Raw genomic sequence first — 18,675 nt, 5'->3', positions numbered from 1 at the left:
ATGGCGATAAAATTTTACGCTCCACATTGGGGAAATAAACTTCCTTTCAGCACTTTTTGTGCAAATGTAAAACAAGCAGGCTACGATGGTGTAGAAACGCACTTACCTTTTGAGCCTCATGAAAAACAAGAAATCCTTCAAATACTTGCCGATTACGAATTGGAGTTTATTGGGCAATACTGGCAGTCTTTAGAAAAAGACGTGAACGAACATGCCAAAAATTACGAAAAATACTTGCGTCATTTGGCAGAAGTAAATCCTATTTTTATCAATTGTCAGACAGGAAAAGATTATTTTTCTTTCGCCCAAAACAAAAGATTATTTGATTTGGCAAGTAATATTTCCCAAGAAACGGGCATTCCAATCCTTCATGAAACGCATCGTGGAAAAGCACTTTTTGCCGCACACATTTGTCAGCAGTACTTAGAAGAACTTCCCGAACTCAAGATTTGTTTGGATATTTCGCATTGGTGCAATGTACACGAATCGCTTTTAGAAGACCAAGAAGAAGCTGTTACCCTTGCACTGAATCATACTGCACATATTCACAGCAGAGTTGGGCATCAAGAAGGGCCACAAGTAAACGACCCAAGAGGACCAGAATGGCAAGAAGTATTAGACAGGCACTTGGCTTGGTGGGATAAAATTGTAGCAAAACATCAGCAAGAAGGTACAGATTTAACCATCACTACCGAATTTGGCCCAGCTAATTATATGCCTGTACTGCCTTACACACAAATGCCCGTGGCGAATCAGTGGGAAATAAACGTCTTTATGATGAATTTATTGAAAGAGAGGTATGCTTGATTGGCTTTAGGCTGTATGCTTTAAGCTTTAAGCAGTAGGCAATAGGTAAAATGATTATTCCGAAAAATAAACATTTAGCCTATTGCCTAAAGTATATAAATTAAGTACTGAATTAACAGAAATTAATATTTTACAAATAACTGATAATCAAAAACTTGCAATACTAATCACAAATCACTAATTACCAATCACGGTTAATAAGTCCCAACTACGGTGATGATAGAACGAGCAGGAACGGTGATTGCTTGATTGATAGCCACAGATTTCTGTGGCTTCAAATCAGCGTCTTTAGAGGTAAGATAGCTTGTTGCTGAATTGATACTAAGATTTTTAACATTTAGGTTTACATCAACTGCATTAATATCTGAATTGATGATTACGCAAACCAATTGCTTGTTGGCGACATCTTTGTAAGATGAAACTAATAATAAATTACTTTGTGGATTTTCATTTTCTAAAACGGTGGAAACTCTTTCTGCATTTGGACGAATAAAACGACTGAAATTTCCAAAACTCCAAAGCATTTTACTGGCACTAAAATTTCCGTTGGTTTTAGATTTATCAATGTAAATTAAACCGTCTTTGTAGTCGTAAGGAGAAATTGCCAGCCACCAATGCCAAGCCGTAGCATTGCCATTAACCAAATCGTTGTGAATCACTCTTGCCAAATACAAAGCAGGGTCTATTCCAAGGTTTTTTTTGTTGCCGTCCATTTCGCCACTGTTATCGCCCAAAATACAGTACTCCGACATCCAATATTTCAAAGAAGGAATTTCCGCTACTTTATCCGCTAAGGTTTTACGCTTGTCTTTTGCCTGTGTAAAAGGTGAACTGGTAAAATAACTATGTCCCGAAATTGCCATTTCAAGATTGGGCAAATTGGCAATATAGTTAGCCGAATTCGGACTAAAAAAATCACTTATTTGGTTGCCTTTCAAGGCATTATTACTGGCTGAATACAAATAATCAAGCTGACCCGCTTCGGCAACATTGATTTTTGTACTTAGATTGGCTTTTAGCAAACCGGCACTTAAAGCACGAGTAATCCCTGCAATTTCCTCATTTTTAAAAGGCGTTCCTTCTTGTCCGCCATCACTCCATTCCCATTGAGGTTCGTTCACTGGACTGACATAATCGAATAAAATTCCCGTTTTTGTCTGTACACCTTTGATGACCGAAGCCAAGAAATTAGCAAAATCTCCGTACTTATCAGCACTCAAATTCGACTGTCCTTTGGTGGCAAAAGCCTTGTTATTGACAGTAAATTGTACAGGAGGCGAATTGGTAAAAGCCAAAAACTGGCTTACTTTGCGTTGCTTGGCGGCATTCAAAAACCAGATTTGTCCAGCCTGTTTGTCCCATTGATAAGTACCATTATCATTCAAGAAAGATTCCGCTCTTCTCCATTCGTCATTAATACCACTTTCGCTGCCTTTTTCGGCACTTCCTGCTCCGATATTAAATCGCCAAAGCGACAAACCTATGCCTTTGGGCTGTCCGTTGGCATCATTTTCCTGACTAAAAAGTAAATCTGCAATAGCATTTTTATTCGCATCCGACCAATTTCCTACAAACTGACAAGACCAAGCATCCGAAGCTCCAAAATGTTGAATCTTCTGGAAAGTCTTAGCTGCATCAATCGTAATATTTTGTTGGGCGTTACTTTTTACCGCTTCTGGTACAACCTGAGCTTTGGAACAGCTCAAGATTGAAACCATTAGCGAAAGACTGGTAAGTCTTTTGAAATTAAATAGGTTTGAGAGGTTTTGATATGATTTTAGTTTCATGTTTCAACAATTAAGAATGGTTTGCATAAAATCATAGAAGGTTCAGCAATACCTCAGCTTCTACATAAGTAAAAGCTGAGGAGCTATGATTAATAACCGCTTGTTTGTGATAATTTTCCATTTGAAGCTTGAATTTCTGCTCTTGGAATAGGCAAGAAGTAATGCTTCTCTTCAAAATGGCGACCTGAAAGGGCTTCTTTCTTGGTGTAAGTTACGGTATTGCCAGTTTTCACAACGTCGATTCCATAAGCTGGAACGTTTTCTGTAATATTAGCAATTTTCCAACGACGAACGTCATAATAACGATGCTCTTCAAAAGCTAATTCAACCTGACGCTCACGACGAATCGTTTCACGCATCTGTGCTTGTGTAAGACCACTTGGAATAGCTGGCATATTTACACCCGGTCTGCTTCTGATGGCATTGATGGCATTGTAAACCGTTTGGTCTGGTCCAGATGCTTCGTTTTGAGCTTCAGCATAATTCAATAGAATTTCTGCATATCTAAAATAAATCCAAGGCTGAGTACCCGCAATATCCCAAGGATTATCAATCGGTAAATTATCATTCATGAATTTTTTAAGATAATAACCCGTTTTAGAAGTATTCCAGTTTGATGGTCCATCTTTACTGTCTTTTCCACCCGGCAAGAAAGTCTGTACTTTGTTGCTACGATAGCTGGCATCATTATACAATATTGTCATATAAAAACGTGGGTCACGATGCAAGTACGGAGCTTGGTCATTATACCCAGAAGTCGGGTCGGTAATGGGTTTTCCATTATCCATTTCATAAGCATCAACTACGTTTTGCAATGGCACGTTGCCACCCCAACCGCCAAATCCGTTTGGAGCATTAGAAATTTCTAAACATACGTGACGAGCCCCTTGTGTGTATAAACGTTCAAAAATAATTTCTGAATTATTTTCTGGCGTTAAGAAAAGTTTGTCATAGCCATTAGTAAAAAGGCTGTACTTGCCCATGTCCATTACGTCTTTGGCAGCCTTAGCAGCTTCTTGCCAAGTACCACTGTTGTACAAAGGACTTGCAGCGTATAACAATAAGCGTGACTTCAAAGCCAAAGCTGCCCCTTTGGTAGCACGCCCCAACTGCCAAGTATTATTGTTACTTTCAGGCAATAATTTACTGGCTTCATCTAATTCAGCCGTTACATAAGTGATACAATCTTTGATAGAAGCTTTTGTATAAATATCAGCATTGGCTAAATCTTCGCCCAATTCCAATACTTTATCGCCCATCAATACCACGCCTCCGTAATTACGGATTAGGTCTTGATAACGAAAAGCTCTGATGAATTTCAATTCACCTTTCAATCTGTTTTTCTGAGCTGTACTTACTGGTACTTTGTCGATATTCGCCAAAGCATAATTTACTTCACGAATACTGCGGTAACTTCTTCCCCAAATCGTTCCTGCAATACCTGTATTTTCTGGAGCTAATTGCCCTCTTTGAATCAACCAAGTATTGTCGTCGTTATTATAAATTGATTCATCCGTCAATGACGACCACATGGCGTACTCGTAACCTCTACCAAAGCCGGGAGGCGTACCTTCTGCTTCTTTTTCGGTAAGACGAACGCCCATGTAACGGTTAATCACGAAAGATTCAAACAAAGAAGAATCTGTAAGAATGGACGCATCCGATACTCTATCGGTTGGTACTATATTGAGAAAATCAGTTTTACAAGCATTCATCGAAAGGACTACTCCTGAGATAATGGATGCTATGGCAATGATATTTTTAGATTTCATTTTCATTAATTTAAAATATTAAAACTTAACATTTACACCGAGATTGATAATTCGCTGTTGTGGATAGAATTGACCGCTTGTGCTATTGCCTTCTGGGTCATAGTCTTTCACGCCTGTTAAAGTAAGAAGGTTGAAGGCGTTGGCATACACACGCACTTGCTTGATTTTCAATGTACTTAATAATGAAGTTGGAAGCGTATAACCAATTTCAACGTTTTTCAAACGAACAAATGAAGCATCATTCAACCAGAATGTACTGTTGTACAAACCTCCGTTGATAGATGATGAAGTACGAGTATCGACTCTTGGATAAGTACCATTTGGATTGGTTGGACTCCAACGATTATCGGCCCAACTGCTGTAAAAATTACCTACTTGACCAGATTCTGGTAAAACATATTGGCTAACTTTGGTTTGTCCAGAAACCACGAATGATAAATCGAAGTTTTTGTAGCCAGAGTTAAACACAACCCCATAAGTAATTTGCGGTACATTTCCGTAGTCAGTTCTTACTTGGTCGTCGGCAGTGATTTTACCATCTTTGTTATAATCTTCCAAAATTAAATCTCCTAATTGAGCCCCCGAAACGTGTGGGTAAGCATCTAATTCTGCTTTCGTTTTGAAAATTCCGATAGCATTATACAACTGATACGTATAAAGTGGGCGACCCGTTTGGCGTTGGTAAGGCAATGCACCAGCAGCTTCGTCAATAAAAATCACTTTGCTTTTAGCATAAGTAAAGTTGGCTGAAATATTATATCTGAATTCTCCTGAGTGATTATAACTTAGACTGGTTTCAAAACCTTTGTTATTTACTTTTCCGATGTTTTCATCAGGCACTAATGTTCCTGAACCGTAAGGGTTTACGATACCCGACACATTTGGAATTGAAGCATTTCTGGTAGCAAGAATGTTTGAACGTTGTTGTTCAAAATAAATAAATTCCCATGAAATATTTTTGAATAATACAGTGTTCAAACCTAAGTCCATTTTCTTAGCAACTTCCCAAGTAATATCTGGGTTGGCTAATTTAGTCAAATCAATACCTGAATGAATGGTATTTGAGCCAATCACATAAGTATTATTGAATGAGTAATTGTTGTAATACTGGAACTGACCCACATTATCATTACCCAATGAACCATAAGAAGCTCTTAATTTTAAATCACTAATAGCTTTTACTTTAAACCAAGGCTCTTCTGAAACTCTCCATCCTGCTGAAATAGAAGGGAAAAAACCATATTGTTTTCCTTCTGGGAAAATAGACGAACCATCCACACGCATCTGTAATTCGGCTAAGTATTTTTCAGAAAAGTTGTAGGCTGCTCTACCGATATAACTTTTTCTGGTAAAATGATAACTACTTCCATAGTTACTTTTATCTGTTGCGGCTGCACCACCTTGTGATAATTCTGGCGTAGAAACCGTAGGATAATTGATTCTGCCTGCTCCAAAAGTTTCTTGTGAGTTTTTACTTTGCTCGTAAGCCACAAATGCACTAAGACTATGATTACCCGTGTGTAAATTATAGTTCAACTTAATGTTTTGAACTGCCATATTTGTATTTACCTGCGATTCGCCCAAAGTTGCTAAACCAGCAGAACCACCTGTAATAACTCTGTTATAAGTATCCGATGCTTTACTGTATGAATACAGCGGATATGGCGTACTGAAAGTTTTGGTAAAATTATAAGACCTATCAGCAGAATAAAAACCATCAATACTTAATCCTTTTACGAATGGAAGCGTATAGCTTGCTCGAAGAATCCCATTGAAAACTGTTGTTGGATTCAAACTTGTTCCACCCACCGAAGTAGCTAAAACTACTGGGTTTGAGTTTTCAACGCCAGTTGAAGGTAAACCATTTGGATACACCGAAACAACCGTTGGATAAGCTCTGTAAATAGAACGGAAAATATTTCCTGCACCAGTAGTAGGATATTGTCTATCTTCCTGACGACCTGATAAGGATAAACTAACTTTGAAATTTTCAGTAATGTTAGTTTCTACATTCGACCTAAAATTGTATTGTTTGTACTGAGTAACGCCATTTTTGTATAAACCATCTTGAAAAATTGTTCCAAGTGAAAGGTAATATTTCGTGTTTTCAGTTCCGCCATTGATACTTAAACTATGCTGATTTTGTAAAGCTACACTTTTAAGCGTTTCTTTTTGCCAGTTGGTATTTGGGTAATTAATTGGGTCTGAAACATTGGCAAATTTTGCAATTTCATCCGCACTGTAATGCTGATTCATGCCCCCTGCTGGATTGTTGTAATAATCAATCTCATTCAAAATAGTAGCATAAGTAGGAGCATCCGCTAATTTTGGAAGGCGAGTTGGTGAACTAAATCCTTGGTTGAAACTATATGAAATGGTTGGTTTTCCTGTGCCACCTCTTTTAGTTGTAACCAAAATCACACCATTGGCTGCTCTACTCCCGTAAACGGCTGCCGAAGCATCTTTCAAAATAGAAATACTTTCAATATCGTTAGGGTCTAAACGCTCTAAACCACCTACTTGTCCGGGAATTCCATCCACAACAATTAGCACATCGTTGTTGCCAGTTGAAGCAAAACCTCTTACCGTATAACTTGACCCATCATATCCCGGTTCGCCACCTCTGTTGTTGGCAACAAAACCAGAGAAACGACCAGCCAATGAATTAGATAAGTTTGGCTGTGGGCTTTTTACAATTTCAGTGCCTTTTACTTCCGATACCGAACCCGTTAAAGTCACCTTTTTTTGCGTACCATAACCAACAACAACTACCTCATCTAATGATTTTACATCTACTTTTAAGCTAACGTTTATAGTTATACGACCACCAATCGCAATCTCCTGTTTCTCGTATCCAACAAAGCTAAAGATAAGTACGTCGGCATCGTTTGGAACAGTGATACTATAATTACCATCAGGGTCGGTAGTTGTTCCTCTTTGTGTTCCTTTTACAAAAACACTTACGCCAGCCATGCCTTCGCCTTTCTCTACGTCGGTCACTTTCCCTTTGATAGTTTTATCTACGGGCTGAGGTATTTCTACGGTGTTTTCGTTTTGGGGAAAAACGGGACTTGAAGTATTATCATTCAGACTTAAAATAATTTGTCCATCAATAATTCTATAACGAAGGTTTAAAGGACTAAAAAGTCCAGTCAATACATCCGAGAGGCGTTGTTGTCTAACCGCAAAATTTACTTTACGATTTGCCTGAATCACCTTTGAACTATATATAAACTTCACAGAAGTTTGTTCTTCTATTTTTTCAAGAACCGTTTTAAGTTTTTCATTAGACGCACTTAGGCTAATGGATTTATTGAGAAATTCTTGGGCTTTGGTATCAATGCCATACGAAAATGTGGCAAATATAAACGATAGGGCAAGCTGAATAAGCGATATTTTCATAGCAAGCAGTAGCAATCTACTGGTTTGTCGAATTTTTTTCATATTTTTGGATGATTTGTTAATTGTTGTTTTTAAGCATGACAAATTAAGCCTATCACTTTCTAAAAGTGTAGGTAAGCTCCGTAGGACGAGCGTTCGGGCTGGCAATGCTGGGAACATTGTCAGCCTTACTTTTTTTCAAGATGTTTTTATTTTTCCATTCTATTCAAAATATTTAATTGTGAGTATTGAAAGGTTATGTAAGCTTAGTTATCGCAACCTTTACCGCTAACCAAAATCGCTGTGCCTTTGATTTCATAACTTCCATTGATGGCTTCGCAAATGATTTCCAGTTTGGTGTACAAAGGTTGTTGGGTAATATTGGCAGTGAGCGGACAATTATAAAGTTTTTCATTATCTACTTCTATCCTTACGCCATAAGCAAGTGATAATTTTTCTAATACTTCCGAAAGTGGCGTATCGCTAAAATCAAAATTATAGGCTTGTGCTTGCTGATTGTTTTTTTGTGGTTGTGGGTTGTCGATAAGTCCCGTCACAAAATGATTTTGTCCTTCAAAGTAAGTAACCTTCTGATTGGGCGTAAGAATTACCCCATTATTTTGGCTCGCTTTTTTCTCAAAGACAGAAACTTTTCCCGTAATTACCTCTACTTCAACATTTTTAGATTTCGCTGGAGCTTTCACAAAAAAGCTTGTTCCTAAAACTCTGGTGACAATTCCGCCTGCATGCACATAAAACGGACGCTGTGGAGCTTTTACAATGCTGAAAAAAGCATTTCCTGTTAAATACACTTCTCGCTTATCTTGCTCAAATTTTTTCGGGAAACTCAATCTACTATTTTTATACATTGTCACCGAACTACCGTCGCTCAAGTGAATGATTTTTGCTTCATCTTCCAAATTTACTTGTTCCACCAAAGGCTGTTTCACTTCAGCCAACAGAGCATTGTAGGCAGGCTCGTCGGTCTTTTCACTCATTTGTGAAGCATAAAATACCCACGCCAAACCCAAGCAAATAATAATACTTGCCGCAATTTTTAGCCATTGACTACGATAAAAAGCAGGTTGAACTATACTTTTTACTTCTTGTTGTTGGGAAATTTTTTCCAAAATCTCCTGAATATGTTCTTCAACCTTAGCCTCTGGAATTTCTTGAAAAGGTTTAACACTGATAGATAAAATCAGGGCTTTGGCTTCTAACAGTACTTTTTCTTTTGCTGGATTTTCTTTTATCCAATGCTGCCAAAACGCATCTGTTTCTGGCTTTGGGTTTTGCACCCATTCCAGAAATGATTCATCTAACAAGAAATCTTCAAGTTCAAATGCTTGATATGGTTTCATTTTATATCGTAGGTCTAAGTAAATGCTTCTATTAACAATATGCAGGGGCTTTTATATATCTACTGTAATTTTTGTAATTTTTTTTAGAAAAAATTATCCATTTGAAGCAAGTACTAAAATGTGGCTTATTTTAAGGCTATTTATTCTACTCTTTTTACTATTCTTTATTTCTGAAAAGACAAAAAAATCCTTATCAGTAATTATTTAAACTACTGAAAAACACAAGATTATAAAGCAAATATGAATGAGTGATGAGTTGTGAATGCTGAGTTCGGACTGTGTGAAGGGTTGTAAAAAATGCTATCGGATTTCAGATGTCGGATTTCGGCTCAATAAGACGCTTTTTGAAAGTATTTTATCCAATTCCCGAAATCAGAAATCACAAAACATCAATTGCTTTCAAACTTTCGCATTTTATCTTTTAATCTTAATACTTACAGCCTAAAACATTACATTCAAACTCAATGATTGTATTTCAACAACATCAACAAGAAGGCTCAAAGCTCATAGCTCAAGGCTCAAAACTTATTCAAACTCAATGATTATATTTCAACAACATCAATAAGGCGTACAAACTTACAAAATCATTTGTCCATTCATTTCTCAGTTTTCTGAGGGCTTCGTACAGTAAATTATACACCGACTGACGATTCACGCCAAGTACTTCTGCAATTTGTTCGTTGCTTAAATCTTGATAGAATTTTAAATAAATCGCTTCTTTCTGACGCTTGGGAAGTTTATTGAGCAGATGTTCAATTTTTTGAATTTGTTCTTCAGAAGTTTGTTGTTTAATCAATTCTGTTTCGATAGAAAAATCTACTTCAAAATTATAATCTTCGTCAAGTTCGCTCGACTGAGAAAACCACTTATTGTATTCTCTGAAAATACGTCTTCTCAAAGATTTCAACAAATAGTACTTTACAAAATCTGTATCGCCAAGAGTAAATCTTCTGACCCAAATTTCCATGAAAACATCTTGAACACAGTCTTTTACATAATCTTCATCATTTACCAATCTGATTCCATAATTATAAAGGATTTGATAAAACTGTCTGATAAGTTCCTCATACGCTTTTTCGTCGCTATTTTTTATTTGAGCCCAAAGAAGCTTCTCTTTAGAATCACCAGGTAATTCTTTGAACATTTTTACAAATTATTGGTAAAGTATTATTTTTCTGCAAAGATACTTAAATAAGTGGTTTATCAAGACTTATACTCAATGATGGTAGCAGAAAAGCAAGTTGGAAGTATTTCCTCGATATAAAATTTTTACAGCTACCGAATCAAAAGACAATGTTTCATCAAATCCTTGGCGTATTTGATGTAGCCTGTTTCGATGGCTTTTTTACCGTTGATGATGGCGTAAAATGTATTTACTTGTGATTCTTTCAGGGCTAAGTGTTTCATCATAGAATCTCTGAACCTGCCAGACCTAAACTTGGCATTTCTGCCTCTTTGAAGCATTTTCCATTGGGCGGTTAGAATGGCTGGTACAAATTCTTTTTCTTCCATGATTGATTGTTTAATTGGCAAAAATAAGCAAGGCTACGTTACTTTTTCCTAATTTATCAATATTGTAATAAAAGAAATTATTTATCAAGCCATATCTTCTATCTGTAAATCCACATAGACAAGCGTTTATTGCTGAAATATGATATAATTTATACGAGTCGCAATTATTACTAATCCGTTATTTTTTTATTGACTGATAAGATAACATCAGGCTTAAAGCATTGATTATAAGCCAATATAATTTCGAAAGAATGCTATTAACTTCATGAGTAAATATTAATATTTTGAGGTCTTATTTTTCTACACAAGCTCTTACATCACAAAAAATTTGGGGTTTCCAATACGCTATTTCATCCTTGATTTTGCCCGCTTCGCTTTCGTTATCCTTCATCGACAGGTTAATTATAGTGAATTTTGATCATCAAATATTCAAGCAAGGTGCTTGAATTTACTAAACTATCAAATGATTCATCAAAATGAAAAAACTAATTGTCTTGGGTGTTATTTTATTCACAACCAATAGTTTCGGACAAAGTCCAATCAAAAATCTCTTACAAAGATTACAATTTGGTGTAAAAGGAGGCGCTAATTACAGTAATTTTAATAATGCTAATTTCGATACTGATGCTTTGTTAGGCTTTCATGCTGGAGCAATCGTCGGCTTAAAGCTAACGGAAGGATTATCAATTCAAGAGGAGTTTTTGTTTTCTACACAAGGAGCTAAATTGAAAGGGAGTTTATGGGGAAGTCAAGATGCAAAGATTTATTACTTAGCCGTACCTTTTCTATTAAAATACCGCACAGAGTCAGGTATTTATTTTGAAGCTGGCCCACAAGTAGGAATGAAACTCAAGGAAGATATAAGTGGTTTAAATGGCTCAGAATTTGCCAAAAAAGTCGATGTAGCTGCGGTTGGAGGTTTAGGTTATCAAACTGAAAGTGGCTTGGGAATAGGAGCAAGATATATTTATGGTATTTCAAAATTAAGCAATTTAGACCTCCCCATCATCAAGAATGACTTTACCAATAATTCAGCACAAGTAAGTATTTTCTATCTGTTTTAATTATCAATACCTGTATGTGATAAAACCCTCACTGACTTTCGGTGAGGGTTTATTTTTTGATACAATTATACGTTTTAACCCGTATTAGCAAGCCACTCAAGAAAGACAGATGCTTTTGCTTTGCTGACAATGATTTTTTCTTTGAAAGGCAGGCAAAGGTTAAGCGATAATTTTCTTGAAAAGAAACTTGATACATCAGTAATCGTTTTGCGTGCAACTAAAAACTGACGATTGGCCCTAAAGAAACTACTGCCAGCTATCCGCTCAAGTTCTTCAAGCGATTTGTTAGGATAATACGTTTTGCCTGAATAAGTAAGTAAATGAGTAAGTTCGCCTTCTAAGTAAAATAAGGCAATGTCATCTACACTTATCGGAATGATTTTATCTTGATGATATACAATGATTGACGATGCCTTTTGAATAATGCGTTCATTCAACATTTGCATCAAATTATTATACTGAAAATTTTGATTCGCCAAAAATACTTGCTTTAACTGACTGTATTTATTCAAAGCTTGTTCAAGCATTTGCAAAGTAAATGGCTTCAAGATATAATCAATTCCGTTGGCTTTAAAAGCATCTAAAGCGTACTCGTCATAGGCAGTACAAAATATTACTGGTACAGACTTATTGATGGAAGCAAAAACTTCAAAACTGAGTCCATCTCCCAATTGTATATCACTGAAAATCAAGTCAGGAGCAGGAGCAGTATTCAAATAAGCAATGGATTCTTTCACACTACGAAGTTGAACGACACTCACTTTGTCTAATAATTGCCTGATATTCGTTTCAAGGTCGTCAGCTACCAATCTTTCATCTTCTATGATTACTATATTCATTCGACAATAGTTTTATACTTACCGAAAATACTTTATCTTCTTCTTTAATAATTACTTCATCATTCGACAAAAGTCTGTAACGCTCAGAAAGGTTTGCTAATCCGTTGTTGGTAGATTCCAATTTAACCGCTTTTCGCTGTAAATTATTAGATACAATTATTCTGTCGTCAATATGCCAAACCACTATTCTCAAAGGAGCTTCTTCTGTAAGCTCATTATGTTTAATGGCATTTTCTAACAATGGTTGCAAGGAAAAAGAAGGCAAATAGTAGTTATCTATAATTTCGTCGGGCAACATTATCAAACAGCATAAAGCTGAACCAAACCTAAATTTTTGCATTTCAAGATAATCTTTTAGAAGGGCTAATTCTACTTCTAATTTTGAAACTTTAGTACTTTGTGTAAAAATGGAGGCTCTCAGAAAATTGGCTAAATGAACAATATAAGTATCGCCAGCAAAAGGGTCTTTTTTATACAAAGACTTCACGGTATTGAGCGAATTAAAGAGAAAATGAGGATGAATTTGTTGTTGTAAAAGTGAATTCGCCGCCTCTGCATGTGCAGTTTTTAGTTTAGAAAGCTCCAATTCAGTATGTGCTTTCTGAGTATGTAACAATACAAAATCTTGTAAAACAAGTATCAACGTATTGATAAGTACGCTTGAAAGAATGAAGGTAAGAAGTAAAACATAGTCGTCTTGTTCCCATGCTTTTTTTGAAAAAAATGCAAAAACAGGCCATACAATCAGATAAGTAATGGCACTGATGATATAAGTAAGTACGCAACGGTATAGTCTAAATGTGGGAGAATTTAATTCATATTTCTTCGATAGATAAATGATGACATAAATATTCGCATAACTGATAATGGTTATGGCGAGGGCGGTCATAAAAGTATAAAGGATAGGATGCTGTTCGGTTTTGTTTTGGAACAAAAATAGACAAACGATTCCGCTAAATACAACCGTTAGTAACCAGTTGATTCCTATTAAACTTTTTATGGGTAAAGTAATTTTCATAAGGTTTTATTTTGATGAAAAGCATCATGCTGGACTCTCTCTTCTGAATCCAGCATTTGCCTAAAAAATCTACTTAGCAAGTCAACAGCTATCAAACTGGAGTAGTGGCTATACTTTAAAACATTGTTTATCAATAAATTACAAAGATTCCAAAGATATAATCCCCTACTCTTCCTGCAATACCACAACTTACATATATTTTACTTTTATGTCTATTTTGATATTTTCGTTCTTAATCTGGACTTTAAAATCATCAAAATCTGGTTTTTTCAGCTTCTCCATAAAAAAGTTTGAAAAGCCGAAACCTTCTTTAGGTATGCCGATAAATGACTTATCTAATTTGTCGTTTGTGTTTTCGTCATCTAAAAGTGTTATGCCATAAACGCCAGCCTCCAAAGTACATTTGATACTTAGAGTACCATTTACAAGGGCTTTTTTATCATACTTGAATATTTTGTAGGGCTTTTCGTTTTCGTAGCCATCGCTGTTTTTAAAAACGTTTAGGATAATTTGCCCTTTGGCGGATTTAATTCCAGAAACATTTACGGTGAACTGTGTACTCTGAGCCTGTGCATTCAAGCTGAAAAGTGAAAAAAGAAGCCCAAAGACTAAGCTGATGTTGAAAAAGTTACGTGTTCTCATAAGGATAAAAAATTTAGGATGATATTCTAAAACGAAGGTAGAATTATTGTACTTCAAATTTCTTAGAAAATAAGCCGAAGCGGGCAAAATCGCCCTTGAACATTTATACTAATAGTAGAGTGGAATGAAAAATTACTATACAGCATTTAGATTTAGGAGAACATTAAATGGTGAATTATACAAATTACAGCTAATAAATAAGCGGTCGAAAAAAATTCCGACCGCTTATCGGTAGAAGCGACTATTGGTATTTTACTTTTATGAACTTACTGTTTTAAACTTGATAAGAATCTATTTCAGTAAAATTCGGGTTGTGAACTACGCTTTTTTAGCTCTAATCCCTAAAATTTTATTCTTCAATGATTCGATGATATAATACATACAAGGCACTAAAAGTAGCGTCAAAAACATTGAACTTGTCAAGCCCCCAATAATTACCCAAGCCATACCATTTTTTACTTCTGCTCCCGAACCCGAGGCTAAAGCGATAGGCAACATACCTGTAATCATGGCGATGGTTGTCATCAAAATCGGACGCAAACGTTCTTTCCCTGCTTCAATCAAAGCTTCTTTTACTGACAACCCTTTTTCTTTTAGGTGATTAGTAAAATCGACAATCAAAATACCATTTTTGGCTACTAAGCCCAAGAGCATAATCAGACCAACAATGGCGAAAATCGTAAGTGATTCCATCGTTAAAGCCAAGGCTAATAATGCTCCAATCAATGCCACAGGTATTGAGAAAAGAACAACAAATGGATAAACCACACTTTCGTAAAGAGCAACCATGATTAAGTACACCAACAAAATACCCAACAACATCGCAAAACCTAAGCTACCAAAAGCATCTTTCTGACGCTGTGCTTCTCCTTGATAATCAATCACTACGCCATCAGGAATTTTGATTTTTGCAATTTGTTTTTGAATATCCGCTACAATCGTTCCCGTTGGGCGACCAACCGACGAAGCCGTTACTTTAATAGAATTCATTCGGTCTGAACGTTCCAAAACTGATTGACCTACAATTTCAGAAACAGTGGCTACGTCTTTCAATTTAATAATGGCATTTCTGCTATTGCGAAGCGTAAGTTCACGTACATTTTCGATAGAACGTTTATCAGACTTTTCTAAAGAAATATTAATCGGATACTCCTCCCCTGCTTGTTTAAATTTCGACTGGTCGTTTCCTCTAAATGCCAACTGAATCGCCACTCCTACTTCTGGAATACTTAATCCTGCATTGGCAATTTTCTCACGGTCGAGCTGAATGGCAATTTCAGTTTTCAAGCTTTTGGTACTAAATTCTACGTAATCAGTTCCCGGTGTTTTACGAACAATAGCTTTGATTTGATTAGCCACATCCTGAATCACAGCCATATCTACTCCTTTTATGGCAATCTGAATCGGTGCTTCGCTACCGCCTGTAAGACTTACAGGACGAATCACGACTTTCAATCCGGGAATTTTATTAATCTCATCACGAATCGCAGTACTGAAAGCATCGGTAGAAACAGTTCTGTGTTCTTTTTCAACCAAAGTAACTGATATTTCAGAAATGTTTGAGTTAGAGCTTCCTGTACCAACCGCACCCGTTTGTGTACCAATGTTAGCGAATACTTTTGATACTTCGGGTTTTTGTAAAAGCAATTGTTCTACTTGTTTGGTCAGCAAGTTAGTTTGTGCCAAAGGGGTTTGTGGTGCCATTTCAAGCTGAACAGCAAACTCGCCACGGTCGCCCGAACCTGTAAAAGATGAACCAATAAAACCAGTAGCCAACAACGAAACCGAACCAATAAACATGGCAAGAATCACAATTAAAACCCATCTTTTATGACCCAACGACCAAGTAAGGAGTTTTCCGTACTCTTCTTTTACGGCATCCAAAAATCTTTCAAATCCTAAGTTGATTTTTCCCCAAAGCGTTGATTCACTCAAGATTTCAACCTTTCCCCATCTTGAAGCCAACAATGGCGTAAGCGTAAATGACACAAACAAACTCATCAAAGTAGAAAATACTACTACCAATGAAAACTCACGCAAGATATTTCCAATCAAACCGCCACTCATCGAAAGCGGTAAGAATACCACAACGTCCACCAAAGTAATGGCAATGGCGGTGAAACCAATTTCTTGTCGTCCTTCAAGTGCTGCTTCTACTTTATTTCTGCCCATTTCGAGGTAGCGATAGATATTTTCTAATACCACAATACTGTCATCCACCAAGATACCAACGACTAAGGAAAGTCCCATCAAGGTCATCAAGTTGAGCGAAAAGCCAAAGATGTACATCAAAATAAAGGTCGGAATCATCGCCGAAGGAATGGCAACCAATACAAACAATGAACTTCTGAAACTGTGTAAGAAAAATAACATTACCGCACCTACGATGATAATCGCCAAGAACAAATCGTGCATTACGGCATCAGCAGAAGCCAAAGTATAAATAGATTGGTCGGCGGCAATGTCATAAGAGAATTTTTTTGAAGCATAATTCGCTTGTATTTCCTTCAATTTCTCTTTTACTGCTTTACTTACATTTACGGTATTGGCATCGGCTTGTTTTACGATTTCGATACCGATACCCGCTTTTCCGTTGTTACGGTTTAGGGTTTTGGTTTCGGTTTGTCCGTCTGTAATTACGGCAAGGTCTCTCAACAAAACTCTACTTCCATCGGCATTCTGACGAATAATCAAGTTTCTTAATTCTTCAACTTTCACCAATTTGGCATCCAAACGAATAGAAGTACGATTGCTATTGCTCAAGATACTTCCGGCAGGATACGAACTATTGCTATTGGCAATCATTTGGTTGACTTGTGCCGAAGAAATATTGTAAGCTTGAAGCTTGTCATTATCTAAGTTTACTTGAATTTCACGCTCGTTGCCTCCAATCAATCTTACTGTACCAACGCCAGCGACGTTTGATAAAACAGGTTTGATTTTTTGGTCGATTAAATCATACAATTCAGGTTCAGACATATTTGCCGAAGCACTGATTCTTAATACTGGAATTTCGTCGGTATTGAATCGGTTTACTACTGGGTCGTCGGCATCGTCGGGCAAAGTAGATTTAATCTGATTGATTTTTCGCTCTGCATCTCTTTGGGCATCAAGCGTATTAATGCCTGATTTCAACTGAATGGTAATCAATGAAAGACCTTCGGATGAAGTAGAAGAAATTTTATCAATTCCTTCGATAGCTGAAACGGCTTCTTCGATTGGTTTGGTTAATACGTTCTGAATTTCGTCAGAAGACGCACCACGATACGTCGTTTGAACAATGATTACATTGGCTTCAAATTTTGGCAAAAGGTTATAATTCAATTGTTTATAACTTACAAAACCAAATAAAATCAGCGTTACGAAAATTACTGTAATCAGTAATGGTCGTTTGATGGATATTTCGGTAATTGACATATTTTTAAGGTTTATTGGTTAGTAGTTTTTGAAATTTTACTTCCATTAGTCAAATTGATTTGTCCGCTCGTAACTACTTCTTGTCCAGCTTGTAAACCAGCAACTACTTCAATATTTTCACCAATTTCACGACCAACCGTAATTTTTTGCATCTTCGCTACATTGCCATCTACGATATACACATAAGGATTTTTTGTTCCTTCTACCAAAGCCAATTTCGGAATTTGTAAAACACTCGCTTTGCGACCTAAATCAAAATTCACCATTACATAAGTACCTGCTCTTAATTGATTGGTATTCAATTGCAATTCCACTCGGTAATTATGGTTTTCGTCACCTTTTGGCGAAATGAATTTCACCATTCCTACAAAGTTTTTATCTGGAAATACGTCAGATGAAATCGTAGCGTTTTGTCCTAATTTCAATTGATATACATCTTTTTCGTTCACAAATACGACGGCTTTCAAATGCAAGTCATCAACGATGGTAGCGATTACCGTTCCCGGACTTACATATTCACCTGCCATCAATTTGCGAGAAGTGACGATTCCGCTGATGGGTGCAACGATATTTCCATCAGCAATTTGTTGTTTTACTTGTTCGATTTGAATGCGAGTATTTTCAACATCATATTTTGAATTGATGACGCTCAGTTCTGTACCAGCATTTCCTTTGAATAAATCGCTGTTTCGCTGATACTCTTTTTCCAATTTTGCAAGCGTTAATTCATTGGCTTTCAAATTGATAATTTTCAATTTTGAATCTAACTGACCAATTACTTGTCCTTTGGATACTCTTGAACCCACTTCGATAGAAAGTTTCTCAATTTTACCTTGCACACCAATCGCTAAAGTAGCTTCGTTGGTGAGTTCCAAATTGGCTGGTAAAATTACTTTCCCGTCGAATTCTTGAAATTCAGCTTTTGTCGTAGAAACCGCCACTGGGATAATCGAACGGTCAACAACTACTTTGTTCGCTTCGATTTTTTTCTTGTTTTTTGCAAGCGTAAAAGCAATTGCACCCACCAAAACAAGTATAGATAATGCGATAATGAAAGACTTTTTCATGGATATTG

The 18,675-nt window shown here is 36.5% G+C and carries 13 protein-coding genes; 2 read left to right on the top strand and 11 right to left on the bottom strand.

What is annotated here, in order from left to right:
- The gene (locus tag VB248_RS05335) at positions 1 to 807 is read left to right on the top strand and encodes a sugar phosphate isomerase/epimerase family protein (RefSeq protein WP_323295709.1); all 807 of its coding nucleotides are present in this window, start codon (positions 1 to 3) and stop codon (positions 805 to 807) included.
- 194 nt (positions 808 to 1,001) lie between these two features.
- On the opposite strand, the gene VB248_RS05330 is transcribed toward VB248_RS05335, so the two are convergent.
- From VB248_RS05330 to VB248_RS05305, 6 genes are all read right to left on the bottom strand, one after another.
- Positions 1,002 to 2,594, bottom strand: a complete 1,593-nt coding sequence (locus VB248_RS05330; protein WP_323295708.1) for a glycoside hydrolase — start codon at positions 2,592 to 2,594, stop codon at positions 1,002 to 1,004.
- Between the two features lie 89 nt (positions 2,595 to 2,683).
- A complete protein-coding gene (locus tag VB248_RS05325) occupies positions 2,684 to 4,366 on the bottom strand; it encodes a RagB/SusD family nutrient uptake outer membrane protein (RefSeq protein ID WP_323295707.1) in 1,683 nt (560 codons plus the stop codon).
- A gap of 18 nt (positions 4,367 to 4,384) precedes the next feature.
- A complete protein-coding gene (locus VB248_RS05320; RefSeq protein ID WP_323295706.1) occupies positions 4,385 to 7,810 on the bottom strand; it encodes a TonB-dependent receptor in 3,426 nt (1,141 codons plus the stop codon).
- A gap of 203 nt (positions 7,811 to 8,013) precedes the next feature.
- Complete coding sequence (locus VB248_RS05315; RefSeq protein ID WP_323295705.1) at positions 8,014 to 9,108, bottom strand: FecR family protein; 1,095 nt, start codon at positions 9,106 to 9,108, stop codon at positions 8,014 to 8,016.
- Positions 9,109 to 9,643: 535 nt separating this feature from the next.
- Positions 9,644 to 10,252, bottom strand: a complete 609-nt coding sequence (locus VB248_RS05310; protein WP_323295704.1) for an RNA polymerase sigma factor — start codon at positions 10,250 to 10,252, stop codon at positions 9,644 to 9,646.
- 131 nt (positions 10,253 to 10,383) lie between these two features.
- Positions 10,384 to 10,620, bottom strand: a complete 237-nt coding sequence (locus tag VB248_RS05305; protein ID WP_323295703.1) for a hypothetical protein — start codon at positions 10,618 to 10,620, stop codon at positions 10,384 to 10,386.
- A 476-nt stretch (positions 10,621 to 11,096) separates the two neighbouring features.
- Here VB248_RS05305 and VB248_RS05300 point away from each other — a divergent pair, with 476 nt between their 5' ends.
- A complete protein-coding gene (locus tag VB248_RS05300) occupies positions 11,097 to 11,684 on the top strand; it encodes a porin family protein (protein WP_323295702.1) in 588 nt (195 codons plus the stop codon).
- Positions 11,685 to 11,758: 74 nt separating this feature from the next.
- Here the strand turns inward: VB248_RS05300 and VB248_RS05295 are convergent, their stop codons facing one another.
- The 5 genes from VB248_RS05295 to VB248_RS05275 form a co-directional block, all read right to left on the bottom strand.
- The gene (locus VB248_RS05295; protein WP_323295701.1) at positions 11,759 to 12,523 is read right to left on the bottom strand and encodes a LytR/AlgR family response regulator transcription factor; all 765 of its coding nucleotides are present in this window, start codon (positions 12,521 to 12,523) and stop codon (positions 11,759 to 11,761) included.
- Positions 12,498 to 13,541, bottom strand: a complete 1,044-nt coding sequence (locus VB248_RS05290) for a sensor histidine kinase (protein WP_323295700.1) — start codon at positions 13,539 to 13,541, stop codon at positions 12,498 to 12,500. The genes VB248_RS05295 and VB248_RS05290 overlap by 26 nt, the downstream gene beginning before the upstream one ends.
- A 189-nt stretch (positions 13,542 to 13,730) precedes the next feature.
- Positions 13,731 to 14,183 carry a DUF2141 domain-containing protein gene (locus VB248_RS05285; RefSeq protein ID WP_323295699.1) on the bottom strand — a complete coding sequence of 151 codons (453 nt, stop codon included), beginning with the start codon at positions 14,181 to 14,183 and terminating at the stop codon, positions 13,731 to 13,733.
- Between the two features lie 318 nt (positions 14,184 to 14,501).
- Entirely contained in the window at positions 14,502 to 17,600 is a 3,099-nt protein-coding gene (locus VB248_RS05280; RefSeq protein WP_323295698.1) for an efflux RND transporter permease subunit, read from the bottom strand.
- Positions 17,601 to 17,611: 11 nt separating this feature from the next.
- A complete protein-coding gene (locus VB248_RS05275) occupies positions 17,612 to 18,667 on the bottom strand; it encodes an efflux RND transporter periplasmic adaptor subunit (protein ID WP_323295697.1) in 1,056 nt (351 codons plus the stop codon).
- Positions 18,668 to 18,675: the final 8 nt, after the last annotated feature.

This window comes from Arcicella rigui, assembly GCF_034929435.1.
Classification (GTDB): domain Bacteria; phylum Bacteroidota; class Bacteroidia; order Cytophagales; family Spirosomataceae; genus Arcicella; species Arcicella rigui.
Note: the sequence above shows the minus strand (reverse complement) of the source record. Positions and strands in the feature narration are given on the sequence as shown.